At 71.6% G+C, this 17,496-nt stretch carries 19 protein-coding genes; 5 read left to right on the forward strand and 14 right to left on the reverse strand.

Annotated elements, in window-relative coordinates; all coding sequences use genetic code 11:
- Positions 1-6 precede the first annotated feature (6 nt).
- On the reverse strand, positions 7-663 hold the full coding sequence (tsaB, locus tag SRB17_RS16470; RefSeq protein WP_323375680.1) for a tRNA (adenosine(37)-N6)-threonylcarbamoyltransferase complex dimerization subunit type 1 TsaB: 657 nt from the start codon (positions 661-663) through the stop codon (positions 7-9).
- A 128-nt stretch (positions 664-791) separates the two neighbouring features.
- Here tsaB and SRB17_RS16475 point away from each other — a divergent pair, with 128 nt between their 5' ends.
- The gene (locus SRB17_RS16475; protein WP_323375682.1) at positions 792-1,331 is read left to right on the forward strand and encodes a hypothetical protein; all 540 of its coding nucleotides are present in this window, start codon (positions 792-794) and stop codon (positions 1,329-1,331) included.
- Here the strand turns inward: SRB17_RS16475 and SRB17_RS16480 are convergent.
- The 7 genes from SRB17_RS16480 to SRB17_RS16510 all read right to left on the reverse strand — a co-directional run bounded on the left by SRB17_RS16480 (position 1,328) and on the right by SRB17_RS16510 (position 7,749).
- A complete protein-coding gene (locus SRB17_RS16480; RefSeq protein WP_153539228.1) occupies positions 1,328-1,534 on the reverse strand; it encodes a hypothetical protein in 207 nt (68 codons plus the stop codon). The genes SRB17_RS16475 and SRB17_RS16480 overlap by 4 nt on opposite strands.
- A 128-nt stretch (positions 1,535-1,662) precedes the next feature.
- Positions 1,663-2,175, reverse strand: a complete 513-nt coding sequence (tsaE, locus tag SRB17_RS16485) for a tRNA (adenosine(37)-N6)-threonylcarbamoyltransferase complex ATPase subunit type 1 TsaE (protein ID WP_153539231.1) — start codon at positions 2,173-2,175, stop codon at positions 1,663-1,665.
- On the reverse strand, positions 2,141-3,400 hold the full coding sequence (locus tag SRB17_RS16490; RefSeq protein WP_323375683.1) for an alpha/beta hydrolase: 1,260 nt from the start codon (positions 3,398-3,400) through the stop codon (positions 2,141-2,143). The genes tsaE and SRB17_RS16490 overlap by 35 nt, the downstream gene beginning before the upstream one ends.
- A 161-nt stretch (positions 3,401-3,561) precedes the next feature.
- Positions 3,562-4,725, reverse strand: coding sequence for an alanine racemase (alr, locus tag SRB17_RS16495; protein ID WP_153539235.1), 1,164 nt, complete (start codon positions 4,723-4,725; stop codon positions 3,562-3,564).
- Positions 4,726-4,780: 55 nt separating this feature from the next.
- Positions 4,781-5,683 (reverse strand): L,D-transpeptidase family protein, encoded by a 903-nt coding sequence (locus tag SRB17_RS16500; RefSeq protein WP_416237060.1) that lies wholly within the window; start codon positions 5,681-5,683, stop codon positions 4,781-4,783.
- 216 nt (positions 5,684-5,899) lie between these two features.
- Positions 5,900-7,333, reverse strand: a complete 1,434-nt coding sequence (locus SRB17_RS16505) for an NAD(P)H-hydrate dehydratase (protein ID WP_153539237.1) — start codon at positions 7,331-7,333, stop codon at positions 5,900-5,902.
- 44 nt (positions 7,334-7,377) lie between these two features.
- Positions 7,378-7,749, reverse strand: a complete 372-nt coding sequence (locus SRB17_RS16510; protein WP_153539239.1) for a holo-ACP synthase — start codon at positions 7,747-7,749, stop codon at positions 7,378-7,380.
- Positions 7,750-7,841: 92 nt separating this feature from the next.
- On the opposite strand from SRB17_RS16510, the gene SRB17_RS16515 reads away from it, so the two are divergent.
- Positions 7,842-8,621, forward strand: a complete 780-nt coding sequence (locus SRB17_RS16515; RefSeq protein WP_153539241.1) for an SDR family NAD(P)-dependent oxidoreductase — start codon at positions 7,842-7,844, stop codon at positions 8,619-8,621.
- Positions 8,622-8,636: 15 nt separating this feature from the next.
- Here SRB17_RS16515 and glmS read toward each other — a convergent pair whose 3' ends face one another.
- A complete protein-coding gene (gene glmS / locus SRB17_RS16520) occupies positions 8,637-10,484 on the reverse strand; it encodes a glutamine--fructose-6-phosphate transaminase (isomerizing) (RefSeq protein ID WP_153539243.1) in 1,848 nt (615 codons plus the stop codon).
- Positions 10,485-10,701: 217 nt separating this feature from the next.
- Here glmS and coaA point away from each other — a divergent pair, with 217 nt between their 5' ends.
- Both coaA and SRB17_RS16530 read left to right on the forward strand, forming a co-directional pair.
- A complete protein-coding gene (gene coaA / locus SRB17_RS16525; protein ID WP_153539840.1) occupies positions 10,702-11,670 on the forward strand; it encodes a type I pantothenate kinase in 969 nt (322 codons plus the stop codon).
- Positions 11,671-11,692: 22 nt separating this feature from the next.
- The gene (locus SRB17_RS16530) at positions 11,693-12,640 is read left to right on the forward strand and encodes a DUF389 domain-containing protein (RefSeq protein ID WP_153539245.1); all 948 of its coding nucleotides are present in this window, start codon (positions 11,693-11,695) and stop codon (positions 12,638-12,640) included.
- Here SRB17_RS16530 and SRB17_RS16535 read toward each other — a convergent pair.
- From SRB17_RS16535 to rplM, 4 genes are all read right to left on the reverse strand, one after another.
- On the reverse strand, positions 12,637-13,194 hold the full coding sequence (locus SRB17_RS16535; RefSeq protein ID WP_153539247.1) for a hypothetical protein: 558 nt from the start codon (positions 13,192-13,194) through the stop codon (positions 12,637-12,639). The genes SRB17_RS16530 and SRB17_RS16535 overlap by 4 nt on opposite strands.
- 102 nt (positions 13,195-13,296) lie before the next feature.
- Positions 13,297-14,655, reverse strand: coding sequence for a phosphoglucosamine mutase (gene glmM / locus SRB17_RS16540; protein WP_323375685.1), 1,359 nt, complete (start codon positions 14,653-14,655; stop codon positions 13,297-13,299).
- Between the two features lie 146 nt (positions 14,656-14,801).
- Positions 14,802-15,314 (reverse strand): 30S ribosomal protein S9, encoded by a 513-nt coding sequence (rpsI, locus tag SRB17_RS16545; RefSeq protein WP_100827765.1) that lies wholly within the window; start codon positions 15,312-15,314, stop codon positions 14,802-14,804.
- A gap of 42 nt (positions 15,315-15,356) precedes the next feature.
- Positions 15,357-15,800: a 50S ribosomal protein L13 gene (gene rplM / locus SRB17_RS16550; protein ID WP_276110719.1), complete on the reverse strand. Its 444-nt coding sequence runs from the start codon at positions 15,798-15,800 to the stop codon at positions 15,357-15,359.
- A gap of 257 nt (positions 15,801-16,057) precedes the next feature.
- Between rplM and SRB17_RS16555 the strand changes: the two genes are divergently transcribed.
- A complete protein-coding gene (locus SRB17_RS16555; RefSeq protein ID WP_153539256.1) occupies positions 16,058-16,933 on the forward strand; it encodes a hypothetical protein in 876 nt (291 codons plus the stop codon).
- On the opposite strand, the gene SRB17_RS16560 is transcribed toward SRB17_RS16555, so the two are convergent.
- Positions 16,878-17,495 carry a GtrA family protein gene (locus SRB17_RS16560; protein WP_153539258.1) on the reverse strand — a complete coding sequence of 206 codons (618 nt, stop codon included), beginning with the start codon at positions 17,493-17,495 and terminating at the stop codon, positions 16,878-16,880. The two genes, SRB17_RS16555 and SRB17_RS16560, sit on opposite strands and share 56 nt — an antisense overlap.
- Position 17,496 lies beyond the last annotated feature (1 nt).

Consider the following 17,496-nt stretch of genomic DNA (forward strand, 5'->3'; position numbering starts at 1 on the left):
GTACGGTCACTTCGGGGTGACCACCTTGTAGTTCTTGGGAACCTGGGCGTCCGGGCGGCGCAGGTACATCGGCCGGGGGGCCGGCAGCTCCTCGCCGGCGGCCAGTTTCTCCACGGCGAGCGAGGCGAGGGCGGCGGCCGAGACGTGCTCGGGCTCGTGGGCGCTCGGGAACGTGTCCGGGTAGAGCAGCGCGCCCGCGCCCACCGCCGGGAGGCCCGCGACCCGCTCGGCGATGTCGGCCGGCCGGTCCACGGCCGGGCCGGTCAGCCGGGTGCGGGAGTCGGCGTACGTCGCCCAGTAGACCTCCTTGCGCCGGGCGTCGGTCGCCACGACGAAGGGGCCCTTCTCGATGTCGGTGGCGTAGGCGAGGCCGTCCAGCGTGCACAGGCCGTGGACGGGGACGCCGAGCGCCAGACCGAAGGTGTCGGCGGTCATCAGGCCGACGCGCAGGCCGGTGTACGGGCCGGGGCCGATGCCGACGACGACGCCGGTGACGGCGTCCAGCTTGAGCCCGGTCTCGGCGAGCACACGGTCCACGGCCGGCAGCAGCAGCTCTCCGTGCCGGCGCGCGTCCACCTGGCTCGACGAGGCGATGACGTCCGTGCCGTCGTGCAGCGCGACGGTGACGGCGGGTGTTGCGGTATCCAGAGCGAGCAAGAGCACGCGAACAGCCTACGGCGCCCGCGCCGCGTACATCGCCGTCCTGGGCGTACGGTCACCGACTGCTACGGTCTGTACGAAGTACGACATATGACGCGAGGCATATCGCACCAGGCAGAGGTGGGGCGCACGTGGCAAGGACCAGCTCGGCGATCGTGGCCGGCCTCACCGCGGCGGCCCTCGGAGCCGTGGGCTTCCTCGCCTACCAGGCCCAGGCGACCGCACCGGCGAGCCTGGGCGGCAGACCCGGGCCGAACGCGTCCCCCTCGCTTCCGCGGTACCGGCACGACCCGGCGACGGTGCCCGTCGGGTCCGGTACGGGTGAACGGGTCGTGTACTCGGTGGACGACGACCGGGTCTGGCTGGTCGACCGCGGGAACTACCTGGAGCGCAGCTTCAAGGTCACCCCCGGCTCGGTGGATCCGCTGCCGGGCTCCTACTGGGTCACGTCCCGGTCGAGCGCGACCACCGGCACGGACGGGACCCCTGTCGAGCACGTGGTCCGGTTCACCAGCGTGGACGGGCTGGTGATCGGCTTCAGCGCGGCACTCGCTCCGCGGACGGCCGCCGACCCGAACGTGCGGACCGGGGGGATCCGGGAGACCCGGGTGGACGGGGAGGCGATGTGGGCGTTCGCGACCATCGGGGTGAAGGTCGTGGTGATCCGCTAACCGCCGTGCCGCGACGTGCCGTCCGGCGGCTGCGGGTTCGCCGTGGCCGGTCGAGCCCCCGCGGCGGTGGCCGGATGTTCGGCACGGCCCCGGGCCTGGGGGCGCGCTTCCGGGTCCCGGGGTGGACAGGAGACCGTTTTCGCCGCCTCGCACGACGCCAGCAGGTCGTGCATGGAGACCCCGGTGGGGCTGGTCGCGGTCATGGCGCCTCCTGACGTACGGGGGCGGCGTAGTTAGGTACGCCTAACTACGGGCTGGATACCATGTGACCACGCCCGGGACCTCGTGCGCAACATGTTGCCGACGGCCTGTCGGAATCCTGGCGCGGCGCTCAGGCCGCCAGCGTCTCCAGGCCGGCGTCCGCCCAGCGCTCCCCCAGCCCGGTCACGGTGACGTGCCGTACCTCGTCCGTGGTGTCTCCGACGGCACGGTGGATGACGACCTGGAGCCGGTCCTCGGTCAGCTCCTCGACCTTGCCCTCGCCCCATTCCACGACCATCACCGAGTCGGGCAGGTTGACGTCGAGGTCGAGGTCCTCCATCTCGTCCAGGCCGCCGCCGAGCCGGTAGGCGTCCACGTGGACGAGGGGCGGGCCGTCGCCCAGGGAGGGGTGCACCCGGGCGATCACGAAGGTGGGCGAGGTGACCGCGCCGCGCACGCCGAGCCCCTCGCCGAGCCCGCGGGTCAGCGTGGTCTTGCCCGCGCCGAGCTCACCGCTGAGCATCACCAGGTCACCCGCGCGCAGCAGCTTGGCCAGCCTGCGGCCCAGCTCGCGCATCTGCTCGGGCGAGGTGATCGTCAGCCGGGTCTCAGCGGGGTTCCGCGGTGCTGCTGGTGCTTCCATAGCCCATAACCGTAGCCCCTGCGGGTACCGCACCCGCGCGGGTGAGCAGGTCGGCGAGGCGGTCGGTGACCACTTCCGGGTGTTCCAGCATGACCAGGTGCCCGGCGTCCGGGACGAGGACCAGTTCGGCGTCGGGCAGCAGGTCGGCTATGGCCTCGCTGTGCTCGCTGGGCGTGACCAGGTCCTGGACGCCGGCCAGCACGAGCACCGGCTTGTCGCGGAAGCAGGCGAGCGCCTCGGTCTTGTCGTGGTCGGTGAAGGCCGGGTAGAACTCGGCGACCACGTCGATCGGTGTGGACTCGATCATCCGCTCCGCGAACCGCTCGACGGCGGGGTCGACGTCACGCCCGGCGAACGAGTACCGCTTGATGATCCCGGCGAACAGATCGGCGGTGGCCCGGCGCCCCTTCTCCACCAGCTCCGCCTGCTGCCCGAGCGCCTTCAGCACTCCGGGCAGGATCCGGCGCACCGCGTTGACGCCGGCGAGCGGCAGCCCGAAGTTGACCTCGCCGAGCCGCCCGGAGGAGGTACCGACGAGGGCGGTGGCGACGACCCGCTCCCGGATCAGCTCGGGGAAGTGGGCGGCGAGCGCCATGACCGTCATGCCGCCCATCGAATGGCCGACCAGCACGATCGGGCCCTCGGGTGCGGCCGCGTCGAGGACGGCCTTCAGATCGCGGCCGAGCTGGTCGATGGTGAGCGGCACCCGGTCCCGGGCCTGGGCCACGCCCCGTCCGGAGCGGCCGTGGCTGCGCTGGTCCCAGTGCACGGTCCGGACGACCCCGCGCAGGGCCGCGCGCTGGAAGTGCCAGGAGTCCTGGTTGAGGCAGTAGCCGTGGCAGAAGACGACGGTGACCGGGGCGGGGGCCTTGCGGCCGAAGAGCCGGCGCCGGCGCGGGGAGACGTTCGGCCCCGGGTCGGGCTCGACCTCGTCGACCTCGTAGTACAGCTCGGTGCCGTCGTCGGCGATCGCCTTGCCCGGGGTGCCGCGCAGGGTGCCGTAGGGGCCGGCGGAGTCCAGCGCCAGCCGGGCCTTCCTGCGCATGCCACGGCCGACCGTCATCCGCTCGATGGCGACTCCGGCCGCCGCGCCCGCGGCGAGCACGCCTATCGCGGTGCCGGCGATGCCGGTCGCCCTGCGCCAGCTCCCGGCCGCCCCAGCGGCGGAGGCGGCGGCCGCCGAGGCGACGACGTCCGCCACGGCCTCCGCACTGCTCTCGCTCACGTACCGCTCCTCTTCGCCGTACTGCAGTTCGCTCGATGGTGCGACCGATGGTGCCTGTGCTGCCGCCGTAACAGGTATGACCGGAGTTACACGTGATGCGGGTCGCGCTCCCGAGCGGGTTACCGGACTCCTTCCCCGCTCATGTGAACGCGGTCACCCCTTCAGACGGACTCGTTCACATAGACGCGCGGAACCCGGATTCCGATGCGCGTGACGATCTCGTATGCGATCGTGCCGCAGGCCTGCGCCCAGTCCTCGGCGGTCGGCTCACCGCGGTCGCCGGGCCCGAACAGCACGGCCTCGCTGCCCACCTCGGGCTCGTCGCCGCCGAGGTCCACCACGAACTGGTCCATGGCCACCCGGCCCGCGACCGTGCGCCACTTGCCGTCCACCAGCACCGGACCGGTGCCGGAGGCGTGCCGGGGGACGCCGTCGCCGTAGCCGATGGGGATGAGGCCGAGGGTGGTCTCGCCCGGCGTGACGTAATGGTGGCCGTAGCTGACGCCGTGCCCGCCCGGCACGTGCTTGACCAGCGCCAGCGAGGCGCTGAGCGTCATCACCGGGCGCAGCCCGAAGTCGGCCGGGGTGCCCAGCTCCGGGCTGGGCGAGATGCCGTACATGGCGATGCCGGGGCGGACGAGGTCGAAGTGGGTCTCCGGCAGGGTGAGCGTGGCGGGCGAGTTGGCGATGTGCCGCACCTCGGGGCGCACGCCCTGCTCCTCGGCGTACGCCAGCATCTCCCGGAACTGGGCGAGCTGGGCGGCGATGGAGGGGTGGCCGGGCTCGTCGGCGCAGGCGAAGTGGGACCACAGCCCGGTGACGCGGACGAGTCCGTCGGCTTCGGCGCGCAGGGCCTCCCGGACCAGTTCGGCCCAGTCGTCGCCCGGCTGGCAGCCGTTGCGGCCGAGTCCGGTGTCGGCCTTGAGCTGCACGCGCGCGTGCCGCCCGGCCTCCCGGGCGGCCGCGACGGCCTCCCGCAGCGCCCACATGCCGCTCACCGACACGTCGACGTCGGCCTCGACGGCCTGCCGCCAGGGGCCGCCCGGCACCCACAGCCAGCACAGGATGCGACCCGGCAGCCCGGCCGCGCGCAGCGCGAGGGCCTCCTCGGGCGTGGCCGTGCCGAGCCAGGTCGCGCCCGCCGCGAGGGCCTCGCGGGCGCACCGCAGCGCCCCGTGGCCGTAGCCGTCGGACTTGACGACGGCCATCAGGGCCGCGTTCGGCGTCCGGGCGCGCAGGGCACGCACATTGGCCCGCAGGGCGCCCAGGTCGATCTCGGCGCGGGCGCGCAGGGGGGCGGTCGGCACAGTCGCAGTCTCACTCATCGCGCCCCCAGTCTCTCAGAGGGCCGTCCCGGCCCCGGTCGCAGTCTCAGCAACCTCAGGTACCCGGCCGCCTCCCCCACACGTAGACGTGGTCGCCCTTCTTCAGCACGTTCCACAACGTGGCCGCATCGGAGAGCTTCAGGTTCACGCACCCCATGGAGCCGACGGTCGTGTAAATGCTGCCGTAGACGGCGTGGAAGGCCTGGCCGCCGTCGAAGAACTGGGCGTACGGCATGGGTTCGTTGTAGAGGGTCGAGACGTGGTTCTTGTGCCGCCAGTAGATGGTGTGCCAGCCCTTGCGAGTGATGTAGCCCTTGCGTCCGCTCCGCATGGGCACCGGGCCGAACACCACCTTGGAACCCTTCTGCACCCAGGTGAGCTGACGGTCCAGATCGACGCAGGCGACCTTGTACGACCGGACGGGGCACTTCTTGGCGGCGTTCGGGTTCTTCCTCGCCGACACGAGCACCATGGTCGACCAGGTGACGGGTCCGGCGAACCCGATGGCGGGCTTGATCTTGTGCTTGACCTGGAACGCCCGGATGGCCTTGCAGTCCGCGGCGGACTGCTTCCCGTCGACCCTCAGCTTCAGCCACCGCTCGACCTGCCGCTGATACGGCCCGGTCTGCTTGCTGCACGCCACCTTGGCGACGGCGCCGGTGGGCGGCACGTACTCGACGAGGTCGTACGTCCCCGGCGCCGCGGCCCTGGGCTCTGCGGCGGTGGGTGTGTACGCCTTCGGCGGCAACGCCCGGTCGGGCGTGTCGATCTGCCAGGACTGCCCGGCCCCGGGGGCGACACCGGGGACAAGGCCGGGGGCGGGGGCGGAGGGCGTGGGGACGCGGGCGGCGGGGGCGCCGACCGCGGGGGAGGCCATGGCGGTGCCGGCCGCTGGAAGGGTCGTCGCGGTGGCGAGCAGCACGGCGACGCCCCTGGACGCGATTCGTCTGCTGATCATGCGATCAGCCAAGCGTGGGGCTCCGCCGGATCAGCGGGTGCCACGCGGTGGGATCACCCTAGGGGCGGATCGGGGTACGCCCGCCGTGGTCGCCCACCGTCTCGGGGCGCGCGGTGGTCTGGCGACCGCGGGTACATCGTGGCTGGTCGCGCCCACGCGGCGGAGCCGCATATCGACAGGGGCCCGCGCCCCTTCAGGGCGCTGCCGTGCCGGCGGCTACAGCGTGTGCACGTCCCTCCAGGCCTCCGGGATGTGCGCAGCGACGTCGTGTGCCCCCGCCGGTGCCCCGTCCGACGCGAACCTTCCGGCCAGGCCGTGCAGATACGCCGCCGTACTCCCCGCGTCCAGCGCGGACAACCCCGCCGCCAGCAGGGATCCGGCGAGGCCCGACAACACGTCGCCGCTGCCCGCTGTGGCCAGCCAGGACGTCCCCGTGGCGTTCACCCGCGCGGCACCGCCCGCGGCGTCGGCGACCAGGGTCGTGGAACCCTTCAGCAGTACGGTCGCCCGGTACACCGCCGCCAACTCCCGCACCGCGGCCAGGCGAGCCCCCTCGACCTCCTCCCGCCGTACCCCGAGCAGCGCGGCCGCCTCCCCGGCATGGGGCGTCATCAGGGTCGGTGCCGTACGCGCGCGCACCGCGTCCCGCTCGGCCAGCCGCAGCCCGTCCGCGTCGATCAGCACCGGCACGTCCGCCCCGAGCACCTCGGCCACGGTCGCCGCGTCCTCCCCGGCCCCCGGCCCGACCACCCAGGCCTGTACGCGCCCCGCCTTCGCCGGCCCCCGGTCGGACACCAGTGTCTCCGGGAAGCGGGCGATGACCGCCTCCCCGGCCGGCCCGACGTACCGCACGGCCCCCGCACCGCCCCGCAGCGCCCCGGAGACGGCGAGCACGGCGGCGCCGGGGTAGCGGGCGGAGCCGGCGGCGATGCCGACGACCCCGCGCCGGTACTTGTCGCTCTCCGCGGCCGGCACCGGCAACAGCCGTGCCACGTCGGCATGTTGCAGGGCGTGCAACTCGGTCTCGGCGGGCAGTTCGAGACCGATGCCGACCAGCCGCACCACGCCCGCGTACTCCCGCCCCGGATCGATCAGCAGCCCCGGCTTGTACGTCCCGAAGGTCACCGTCAGATCGGCCCGGATGGCGGCTCCCCGCACCTCTCCGGTGTCGGCCTCGACGCCGCTCGGCAGGTCCACGGCCACCACCGCGGCCCGGGAGCGCTCGGCGGCCTGGGCCAGGGCCTCGGCCTCGGGCCGTAGCCCGCCCTTGCCGCCGATTCCGACGATCCCGTCCACGACGAGGTCGGCCCGCTCGATCAGCCCGCCGGCGGAATCCGCCGCGGCGACCGCTCCCCCCGCTCGCCGCAGCGCGGCCAACCCGCCCGGGTGCGCCCGTTCGGGCGTCAGGAGCACGGCCGTGACCCCGGCCCCGCGCCGGGCCAGCCGCGCCCCCGCGTACAGCGCGTCCCCGCCGTTGTCGCCGCTGCCGACGAGCAGCACCACCCGGCTGCCGTACACCCGTCCGAGCAACTCGGCGCTTGCGGCGGCCAGTCCCGCGGCGGCCCGCTGCATCAGCGCACCCTCCGGCAGCCGCGCCATCAGTGCCCGTTCGGCCGCCCTTACCGTCTCCACGCTGTACGCACTCCGCATGGCACCGAGTCTGCCCCGGAACGGCCGTCACCCACACCCGGTGCTCAGCCCTCGGCGACCACCACGGCCGAGGCGACGCCCGCGTCATGGCTCAGCGAGACGTGCCAGGACGTCACCCCCAGTGCCGCCGCCCGGGCGGCGACGGAGCCCGTCACCCGCAGCCGGGGCTGACCGCTGTCCTCGACGAACACCTCGGCATCGGTCCAGTGCAGACCGGGCGGCGCCCCCAGCGCCTTCGCCAGGGCCTCCTTGGCGGCGAACCGGGCCGCGAGCGAGGCGATCCCGCGCCGCTCCCCGCTGGGCAGCAGCAGTTCACTCTCCACGAACAGCCGATCGGCCAGCCCGGGCGTCCGCTCCAACGACGCGCGGAACCGGTCGATCTCGGCGACGTCGATCCCCACTCCGATGATGCTCATGCCGGGCAGCCTACGATCGCGGACCCGGCGACACCCGCCCACCTGCCGATATCCGGCTGCCGGGCCGGACGCGTGCGGTCTACGCTCCGTCCATGACGTCCCGGGCCTATCTCTCCGAACTCTTCTCGCTGGACGGCCGTGTCGCCATGGTGACCGGAGGCAGTTCCGGCATCGGCCGGGCCGTCGCCGGGGCGCTGGCGCGGGCCGGCGCGAGGGTGGTGGTCGTGGCCCGCACCGAGGAACAACTGGCCGAGACCGTCGGCGAGTTGACGGCCGAGGGCTGCCGGGCCGGCTGGGTGGCTGCCGATCTGGGCACGCGCGACGGTGTGCGTGCGGCGGCCGAGGAGGCGGCCGGTGTCTTCGGTGAGCCGGACATCCTCGTCAACTCCGCCGGGATCAACCTGCGGCCGCCGATGGGCGAGCTGGGCGAGGACGTGTGGGACACCACCATGGCCGTGAACCTGGAGGCGCCGTTCCTGCTGGGACAGCGGTTCGGGCCCGGCATGGCGGAGCGCGGCTTCGGCCGGATCATCCACATCACCTCCCAGCAGGCCCACCGCGCCTTCGTGCAGAGCGGGGCGTACGGCGTGTCGAAAGGCGCGCTGGAGTCGCTCGCCCGCTCGCAGGCCGAGGCCTGGTCGCCGTACGGCGTCACGGTCAACACCCTGGTGCCGGGCTTCGTGATGACGCCCCTCAACCAGCGTCTGTCGTCCGACCCGGAGAAGGTGGCCGCCCTGGCCGCCCGCACGATGACCGGCCGCAACGGCCTCGCCGAGGACTTCGAAGGCGCGGCCGTCTTCCTCGCAAGCCGCGCCTCCGCCTACGTCACCGGCCAGTCGATCTCCGTGGACGGCGGCTTCTCGGTGCACTGACCGCGCCCCGAAGGGCTACTCCACCGTCACCGACTTCGCCAGATTCCGGGGCTGATCCACCTCGTTCCCCCTGGCGGTGGCCAACTCGCACGCGAAGACCTGGAGCGGCACCGTCGCCACCAGCGGCTGCAGCAGGGTCGGCGTGGCCGGGATGCGGATCAGGTGGTCGGCGTAGGGGACCACCGCCTCGTCCCCCTCCTCGGCGATGACGATCGTGCGGGCACCCCGCGCCCGGATCTCCTGGATGTTGGAGACGATCTTGTCGTGCAGGACCGAGCGGCCGCGCGGGGAGGGGACGACGACCACCACCGGCACGTCCTCCTCGATCAGCGCGATCGGACCGTGCTTCAGCTCGCCCGCCGCGAAGCCCTCGGCATGCATGTAGGCGAGTTCCTTCAGCTTGAGCGCCCCTTCGAGGGCGACCGGGTAGCCCACATGGCGGCCCAGGAACAGCACCGTGTTCTTCGCCGCCAGGCTCCGGGCCAGCTCGCGCACCGGCCGCATCGTCTCCAGGACCCGTTCGACCTCCACCGAGATACGGGACAGGTCCTTGATCACCGCCTGGATCTCGTCGCCCCACTTGGTGCCGCGCACCTGGCCCAGGTACAGCGCCACCAGGTAGCAGGCCACCAGCTGGGTCAGGAAGGCCTTGGTGGACGCGACCGCGACCTCCGGCCCGGCGTGCGTGTACAGCACCGCGTCGGACTCGCGCGGGATCGTCGAGCCGTTGGTGTTGCAGATCGCCAGCACCTTGGAGCCCTGCTCGCGGGCGTGCCGCAGCGCCATCAGGGTGTCCATGGTCTCGCCGGACTGGGAGATGGCGATGACCAGGGAGCGGCCGTCCAGGATCGGGTCCCGGTAGCGGAACTCGCTGGCCAGCTCCACCTCGCAGGGGATGCGCGTCCAGTGCTCGATGGCGTACTTGGCGATCAGGCCGGCGTGGAAGGCCGTACCGCACGCGACGATGACGACCTTGTCGATCTCGCGCAGCTCGGAGGGCGAGATGCGGACCTCGTCCAGCGTCAGCGAGCCCGAGGGGTCGATACGGCCCAGCAGCGTGTCGGCGACCGCCTTGGGCTGCTCGGCGATCTCCTTGAGCATGAAGTAGTCGTAGCCGCCCTTCTCGGCGGCCGACGCGTCCCAGTCCACGTGGTAGCTGCGGACCTCGGCCGGGCGGCCGTCGAAGCCCGTCACCGTGACCCCGTCGCGGCGCAGCTCCACCACCTGGTCCTGGCCCAGCTCGATCGCCGAGCGCGTGTGGGCGATGAACGCGGCGACATCCGAGGCCAGGAACGCCTCACCCTCGCCGACGCCCACCACCAGCGGCGAGTTCCGGCGCGCGCCGACCACCACGTCCGGCGCGTCGGCGTGCACCGCGACCAGCGTGAACGCGCCCTCCAGCCGCCGGCACACCAGCCGCATGGCCTCCGCGAGGTCCGCGCACGAGGAGAACTCCTCGGCGAGCAGGTGGGCGACGACCTCGGTGTCCGTCTCGGACGTCAGCTCGTGGCCGCGCTCGGCGAGTTCGGCCCGCAGGACCGCGAAGTTCTCGATGATGCCGTTGTGGACGACGGCGACGCGCCCCGCGTTGTCGAGATGCGGATGGGCATTGGCGTCGGTCGGCCCGCCGTGCGTGGCCCAGCGGGTGTGGCCGATGCCCGTCGAGCCCGTCGGCAGCGGCCGTTCGGCCAGCTCCTTCTCCAGGTTGACCAGTTTCCCGGCCCTCTTCGCCCCGGCCAGCCCGCCGTCGGCCAGCACGGCGACACCCGCCGAGTCGTAGCCCCGGTACTCCAGCCGCTTCAGCCCGGCCATCACGACGTCGAGCGCCGACTGTGACCCTACGTATCCAACGATTCCGCACATGAGCCGCAGCCTACGACCCGGGAACGGCCCGAACTGGGCGCCGCCTGCCCGATATCGGAAATTCCCACCGTCGTACGAAGGCCGTTTCTGATCGAATAGGCCTTCGACGGCGACCCACAGGGGGAACTCGGTGCGGGGTCGGGCAGCGTGACGGACCCCACCCGCCGTCGTGTTCAAACTCCGTTAACAATGGACTGTGATCTCACCGGTCTCCTCGATGCCCCGGAGCGCCCACCGGCACAGGCCGGAGGCGACTCCCTACGTCGACCTCACCCGCGCCGAGTGGAGCGCGCTGCGCGACAAGACGCCGCTGCCGCTCACCGCCGAGGAGGTGGAGAAGCTGCGCGGTCTGGGCGATGTGATCGACCTGGACGAGGTGCGGGACATCTACCTCCCGCTCTCCCGGCTCCTCAACCTCTACGTCGGCGCCACGGATCGCCTCAGAGGCGCGCTGAACACCTTCCTCGGCGAGCAGGGCTCCCAGTCCGGCACCCCGTTCGTCATAGGCGTCGCCGGCTCGGTGGCCTGCGGCAAGTCCACCGTCTCCCGCCTGCTGCAGGCCCTGCTCTCGCGCTGGCCCGAGCACCCGCGCGTGGAGCTGGTGACGACGGACGGCTTCCTGCTGCCCACCCGGGAGCTTCAGGCACGCGGCCTGATGTCGCGGAAGGGTTTTCCCGAGTCGTACGACCGCCGGGCCCTGACCCGCTTCGTCGCCGACATCAAGGCCGGGAAGGACGAGGTCACGGCCCCCGTCTACTCCCACCTCATCTACGACATCGTCCCGGACCAGAGGCTCACGGTCCGCCGCCCCGACATCCTGATCGTCGAGGGCCTGAACGTCCTGCAGCCCGCCCTGCCCGGCAAGGACGGCCGCACCCGGGTCGGCCTCGCCGACTACTTCGACTTCAGCGTGTACGTCGACGCGAGCGCCGAGGACATCGAGCGCTGGTACCTCAACCGCTTCAAGAAGCTGCGCCAGACCGCCTTCCAGAACCCCGACTCGTACTTCCGCAAGTACACCCAGGTCTCGGAGGAGGAGGCCCTCGACTACGCCCGCACCCTGTGGCGGACGATCAACAAGCCCAACCTGGTCGAGAACATCGCCCCCACCCGCGGCCGGGCCACCCTTGTGGTCCGCAAAGGCCCGGACCACAAGGTACAGCGGCTGAGGCTGCGCAAGCTGTAGTCCGTCCGGTTGGATGGGCGGCATGCTGCATCTGCGCCTGATCACCCCCGCCGAGAAGACGGACGAGGTGGTGCGGCTGATCGAGAAGACGGTCGGCACCACCCACCTCGTGGTGCTGCCGGGAACCGCCCGCGATCCCGCCGGTGACGTCGTCCTGTGCGACGTTGCGCGCGAGGCGGGCGACGAACTCATCCACGGACTGCGCCGGCTGGGACTGGACGAGACCGGCGCGATCGCCGTGGAGGACATCGGCCTGATGCTCTCCCGGCGCGCCGACAAGGCGGAGGAGGAGGCGCCGGGCGAGGGCGTGGACGCGGTGCTGTGGGAGGGGCTGACCGAGGCGACCCACGAGGAGTCGACGCTGTCGGTGACCTATCTCGCGTTCATCACCCTGGCGACGATGATCGCGGCCTGCGGTGTCGTCCTGGACAACGCCATCCTGATCGTCGGCGCGATGGCGGTGGGCCCGGAGTTCGGTCCGCTGGCAGGTGTGTGCACCGCCCTGGTGCGGCGGCATCCGCGGCTCGCGCTGCGCTCGCTGACCGCGCTGCTGGTGGGCTTCGGGGTGGCGATGGCGGTGACCGTCGGCTTCAGCCTCTTCATGGACGCCGTCGGCCTGTTCGACAAGTCACAGCTGGAGGGCAAGCGGCCCAACACGGCCTTCGTGTACGCCCCGGACGCCTTCTCCTTCATCGTGGCGGTCCTGGCCGGCATCGCGGGCACGCTCTCGCTGACCTCCGCAAAGTCGGGCGCCCTGGTGGGCGTGGCCATCTCGGTGACGACGGTCCCGGCCGCGGCCAACGCGGCGGTGGCCCTCGCCTACGGCGACACGAGCCAGACACTCGGCTCGACCGACCAGCTCCTGCTGAACCTGCTGGGCATCGTGCTCGCCGGCACGCTCACGCTGCTGGCTCAGCAGTGGCTGTGGGCCAGGCAGCGTGCGCGTACGGCGAAGGCCGGCGGATTCTAGAACACCCTTTCGCAGCCCACGACGGTGTCGCCGGGGTCGCGGTACACCGTGTCGGCACCGCCGGTCGGCTGCACGCCGCAGTTCACGTTGTCCATAGGGGCGTTGTCCTGCACGCTGACCGTGTCGCTGCCGCCGCCGGTGACCACGGAGTCCTTGCCCGTGCCGGCGTCGACGATGCTGTTGACGCTGACCGCGGACCCGTTGTAGGTGTCGTCCCGGTCGCCCAGCTGGATGCCGATCCGGGTGACGGTGGCGAGGCTGCCGCAGTCGACGCTGGTGGTGGATCCGGTGATCCGGGTGCAGCCCGGGCCTGCCGCGATGCCCGCCGTGTCCGAGAAGATCAGATGGGCACCGGGCTCAGGACCGGAAGGGCTGGCTGTGACGTTGTTGTTGAAGCCATTGTTCGCCTGGACCCCGGCGAAGCCGCCGAAGATCCGGTACGCCGTGGAGCCCGGCGTCTGGGCGGCGGCCGGGGTGGCGGTCGAGGCGACGACAAGACCCGCCACCAGGACGGGTCCGGCCGCTCGCTTCAGGGTGTTGAGCACGGTCTTCATGATCTGCCGCTCTTCCGTCGAGGAGGGTGCCGCGCGGTGCGGCCTCGATCACAAGAGAAACAGCCTGTCGTCGATGGTGCACTCTGCGTTACACCCTGGGGTTCACCCCAGCGCCGACTTCACCGCGTCGGCCAGCCGGCCGGCCACCGACCGCGCCTGGTCGATGTCCGCGGCCTCGACCATCACCCGTACCAACGGCTCGGTGCCGGACGGCCGGAGCAGCACCCGTCCCGTCTCCCCCAGCTCCCGCTCCGCCTCGGTGACGGCGGCCGCGAGCTCGCCCGAGGTCCGTACCCGGGACTTGTCCACGTCCGGCACGTTGATGAGGACCTGCGGCAGCCGCTCCATCACGGACGCCAACTCCCGCAGCGTACGGCCGGTTTCGGCGACCCGCGCCGCCAGCAGCAGCCCGGTCAGCGTGCCGTCACCGGTGGTCGCGTGGTCGAGGACGATGACGTGCCCGGACTGCTCGCCGCCGAGCGCGTACCCGTGCTCCTTCATCTCCTCCAGCACATACCGGTCGCCGACGGCGGTCTGCACCAGGTGGATCCCGGCCTTCTCCATCGCCAGCTTGAAGCCCAGGTTGGACATCACGGTCGCGACGACGGTGTCGGAGCGCAGCGCGGAACGCTCCCGCATCGCCAGCGCGAGCACGGCGAGGATCTGGTCGCCGTCGACCTCCTCGCCGGTGTGGTCCACGGCCAGGCACCGGTCGGCGTCGCCGTCGTGCGCGATGCCGAAGTCCGCGCGGTGCTCGACGACCGCCTCCTTCAGCCGGTCCAGATGCGTGGAACCGCAGCCGTCGTTGATGTTGAGCCCGTCCGGCTCCGCGCCGATCGTGACGACCTCGGCGCCCGCCCGGGAGAACGCCTCCGGCGAGACCCCCGAGGCCGCGCCGTGCGCTTCGTCCAGGACCACCTTCAGTCCGTCGAGCCGGTTCGGGAGGACGGACAGCAGGTGGACGACGTAGCTCTCGAGGCCCTCGTCGTACGACCGCACGCGGCCCACGCCCGCGCCCGTCGGCCGCTCCCAGGGCTCACCGTGCCGGTGGGACTCGTACACCGCCTCGATCCGGTCCTCCAGCTCGTCGGCGAGTTTGTGGCCGCCGCGGGCGAAGAACTTGATGCCGTTGTCCGGCATGGCGTTGTGGCTGGCGGAGAGCATCACGCCCAGGTCGGCGCCGAGTGCGCCGGTCAGATGCGCCACCGCGGGCGTCGGCAGCACACCGACGCATCGCACGTCCACGCCGGCGCTGGCCAGGCCCGCGACCACGGCCGCCTCCAGGAACTCCCCGGACGCCCGCGGGTCCCGACCGACCACCGCCGTCGGCTTGTGGCCCTCGAAGGTGCCCGCCTCGGCCAGCACGTGGGCCGCCGCGACGGACAGCCCGAGCGCCATCTCGGCCGTCAGGTCCGCGTTGGCGACACCGCGCACGCCGTCCGTGCCGAAGAGTCGTCCCACTTGTCCTCCTGAGGAAACTGCGATCACACAAGCCGTTGAGCGGCTCAGCGTCTCGTGTCGTTATACGCCCTTGCCTGGGATAAACGAACGCCCCGACGGCACAGGTGGCGTGCCGCCGGGGCGTTCGGAGTACGAGCAGGCGACGCTTAGCGCTTGCTGTACTGCGGAGCCTTGCGGGCCTTCTTCAGACCGGCCTTCTTGCGCTCGACCGCACGGTCGTCGCGCTTGAGGAAGCCGGCCTTCTTCAGCGGGCCGCGGTTGTTGTCGACGTCGGCCTCGTTCAGGGCACGGGCGACACCGAGGCGGAGGGCACCGGCCTGACCGGAGACACCGCCACCCGCGATGCGGGCGATGACGTCGTAACGACCCTCGAGCTCGAGCACCTTGAAGGGCTCGTTGACTTCCTGCTGGTGCACCTTGTTCGGGAAGTAGTCCTCGAGGGTGCGACCGTTGATCTTCCACTTGCCGGTGCCCGGAACGATCCGGACGCGGGCGATGGCGTTCTTGCGGCGGCCCAGGCCGGCGGCCGGCTGGGGCTCGCCGAAGCGGGAGGCCAGGGACTCCGAGGTGTACTCGCCCTCGACGGGGACCTCGGACTCGGTGGTGTAGCTCTCGATGTCGATCTCTTCGATCGGCTGCTCGGCAGTGGTCTCGGCCACGATTCTCCTCAGATTCTCTTCAGTCTTAGGGGGTGGCCGGACTTACTGCGCGACCTGGGTGATCTCGAACGGCACCGGCTGCTGGGCAGCGTGCGGGTGCTGGTCGCCCGAGTAGACCTTCAGCTTGGAGAGCATCTGACGGCCCAGGGTGTTCTTGGGGAGCATGCCCTTGACGGCCTTCTCGACGGCCTTCTCGGGATTCTTCGCGAGCAGCTCGTCGTAGCGGACCGAGCGCAGACCACCCGGGTAGCCGGAGTGGCGGTACGCCATCTTCTGGGTCCGCTTGTTGCCGGACAGGTGCACCTTGTCCGCGTTGATGATGATGACGAAGTCACCAGCGTCGACGTGGGGGGCGTAGATCGGCTTGTGCTTGCCCCGGAGAAGAGTGGCAGCAGTGGTGGCGAGACGACCCAGGACAACGTCCTGAGCGTCGATGACGTGCCACTGGCGCGTCACATCGCCGGGCTTGGGGCTGTACGTACGCACGGTTCGTAGCCTTCGCTTCGAGTGAATGGTCCTGAACAGGTCACCGAAACGATCACGACAGCCTTGACCGCACGGCGGCGACGCATACCGCGTACATGGGGTCGCTGGTCATCGGCCCGGTGGACCGGTGTAAGGGCCCGTCCCGTGAGAATGAGCAAGCCAATACACAACGAACAAGCAGAATACCGGGGTCGTCGGTGAGGGTCAAAACGAGCGATCGGCGTGCCCACTCCCGGCCGCCGTCTAAGATGCGCCCCATGAGTTACGGGCAGGGGGGACCCCAGTCTCAGTGGGATCCCTGGAAACCGCATTCCCAGCAGTCCTGGAACACCGGCGGTGACGACGGGACCCCGGACTGGGCCGCGCTCGCCGAGGCCTCGGAGACCCGCAACAAGCGCCGCAAGCTGCTCTTCGTCGTCGGCGGGGCGGTCGCCACGGTCGCGATAGGCACCGCGGTCGCGATGGCCGTCGTCTCCGCGAACGGCGGCGGCGACCCGGTGGCCGGCCCCAGCAGCCTGCCCGCCAGCGCCTCCCTGCCCAGCGGCTCGGCCACGCCGTCCTTCGCGCCCACCAGCGCCCCGCCGCCGCTGGACCCGAGGGACTTCATAGCCAGCGCCAAGAAGGACACGGCCCCGCTCAGCGCCGACACCCTCTTCCCGGGCACCCAGCTGACCATGGGCGACACCGTGTACAAGAAGGGCGCCACGGCCGACACCACGAACTGCGCCTCCGCCGCCGGCGGCAACCTGCCGAAGATCCTCACCTCGGGCCGCTGCACCCGGCTGATCCGCGCGACCTACACCAACGGCGGCGTCGCGTTCACCGTCGGCGTCGCCGTCTTCGACGACCAGGCGCAGGCCACGACGGTCAGGCAGCAGGCCAAGAAGAAGGCCATGGTGCGCTCCCTGCCCGGCAAGGGCGTGAAGAGCTTCTGCAACAGCGCGGTCTGCCTGACCACCACGAATTCCGTCGGCCGCTACGCCTACTTCACCACCGGCGGCTTCCTCGACGGCAAGAACGTCACCAGCAAGGACACGAAGGTCTTCTCCGCCGGCAACGACCTGCAGCAGTTCATCTTCAACCAGATCTACCGCCGCGGCCAGGCCCAGGCGTCGGCGGCGGCGAACCGGTGAGCCAGGACACCCCTGCTGCTTCCCCGGAGACGCCCCAGAGGGGTTCGGAGGGCTCGGCCGGCGAGTCGGGGAAGGCGGGGGCCCGGCCGCGCGAGACCACTGCCGTACGTTCCGGTGGGCGGGCGGCCGTCCTGAAGACCCACGTGCGGTAGGACCAGAAGCGGAACAGGGTCGCGATGCCGATGCCGAAGAACTTGCAGACGTTGTTGGCGAGCGCGCCGTCCCAGCCGAATCCGTAGGTGGCCAGGTAGAGGACCGCGTTCTCGATGACCAGGCCGATCCCGCTGAAGAAGAGGAAGAGACCCAGCTCCTTCCTCCGGCCGGCCCGGTCGTCCTGACCGCGGTCCCGGTACGCGAAGTACCGGAGGCCCAGGTAGTTGCCCATGATGGCGACGGCCGTCGCCACGACACTCGCCCTGACCGGCTGCCAGTGGGCGACGCTCCTGATGATGTTGAAGGCCGCGAGGTTGAGGACGAATCCGGAGAGCCCCACCAGGCCGAACTTCGCGATCTCGCGGTAGAGGTTCCCCAGCCGCGAGGGAACCGCGTGCCGTCCGCCCATG

Origin of the sequence: Streptomyces sp. RB17, from assembly GCF_009604455.1 — a bacterium.
GTDB lineage: Bacteria > Actinomycetota > Actinomycetes > Streptomycetales > Streptomycetaceae > Streptomyces.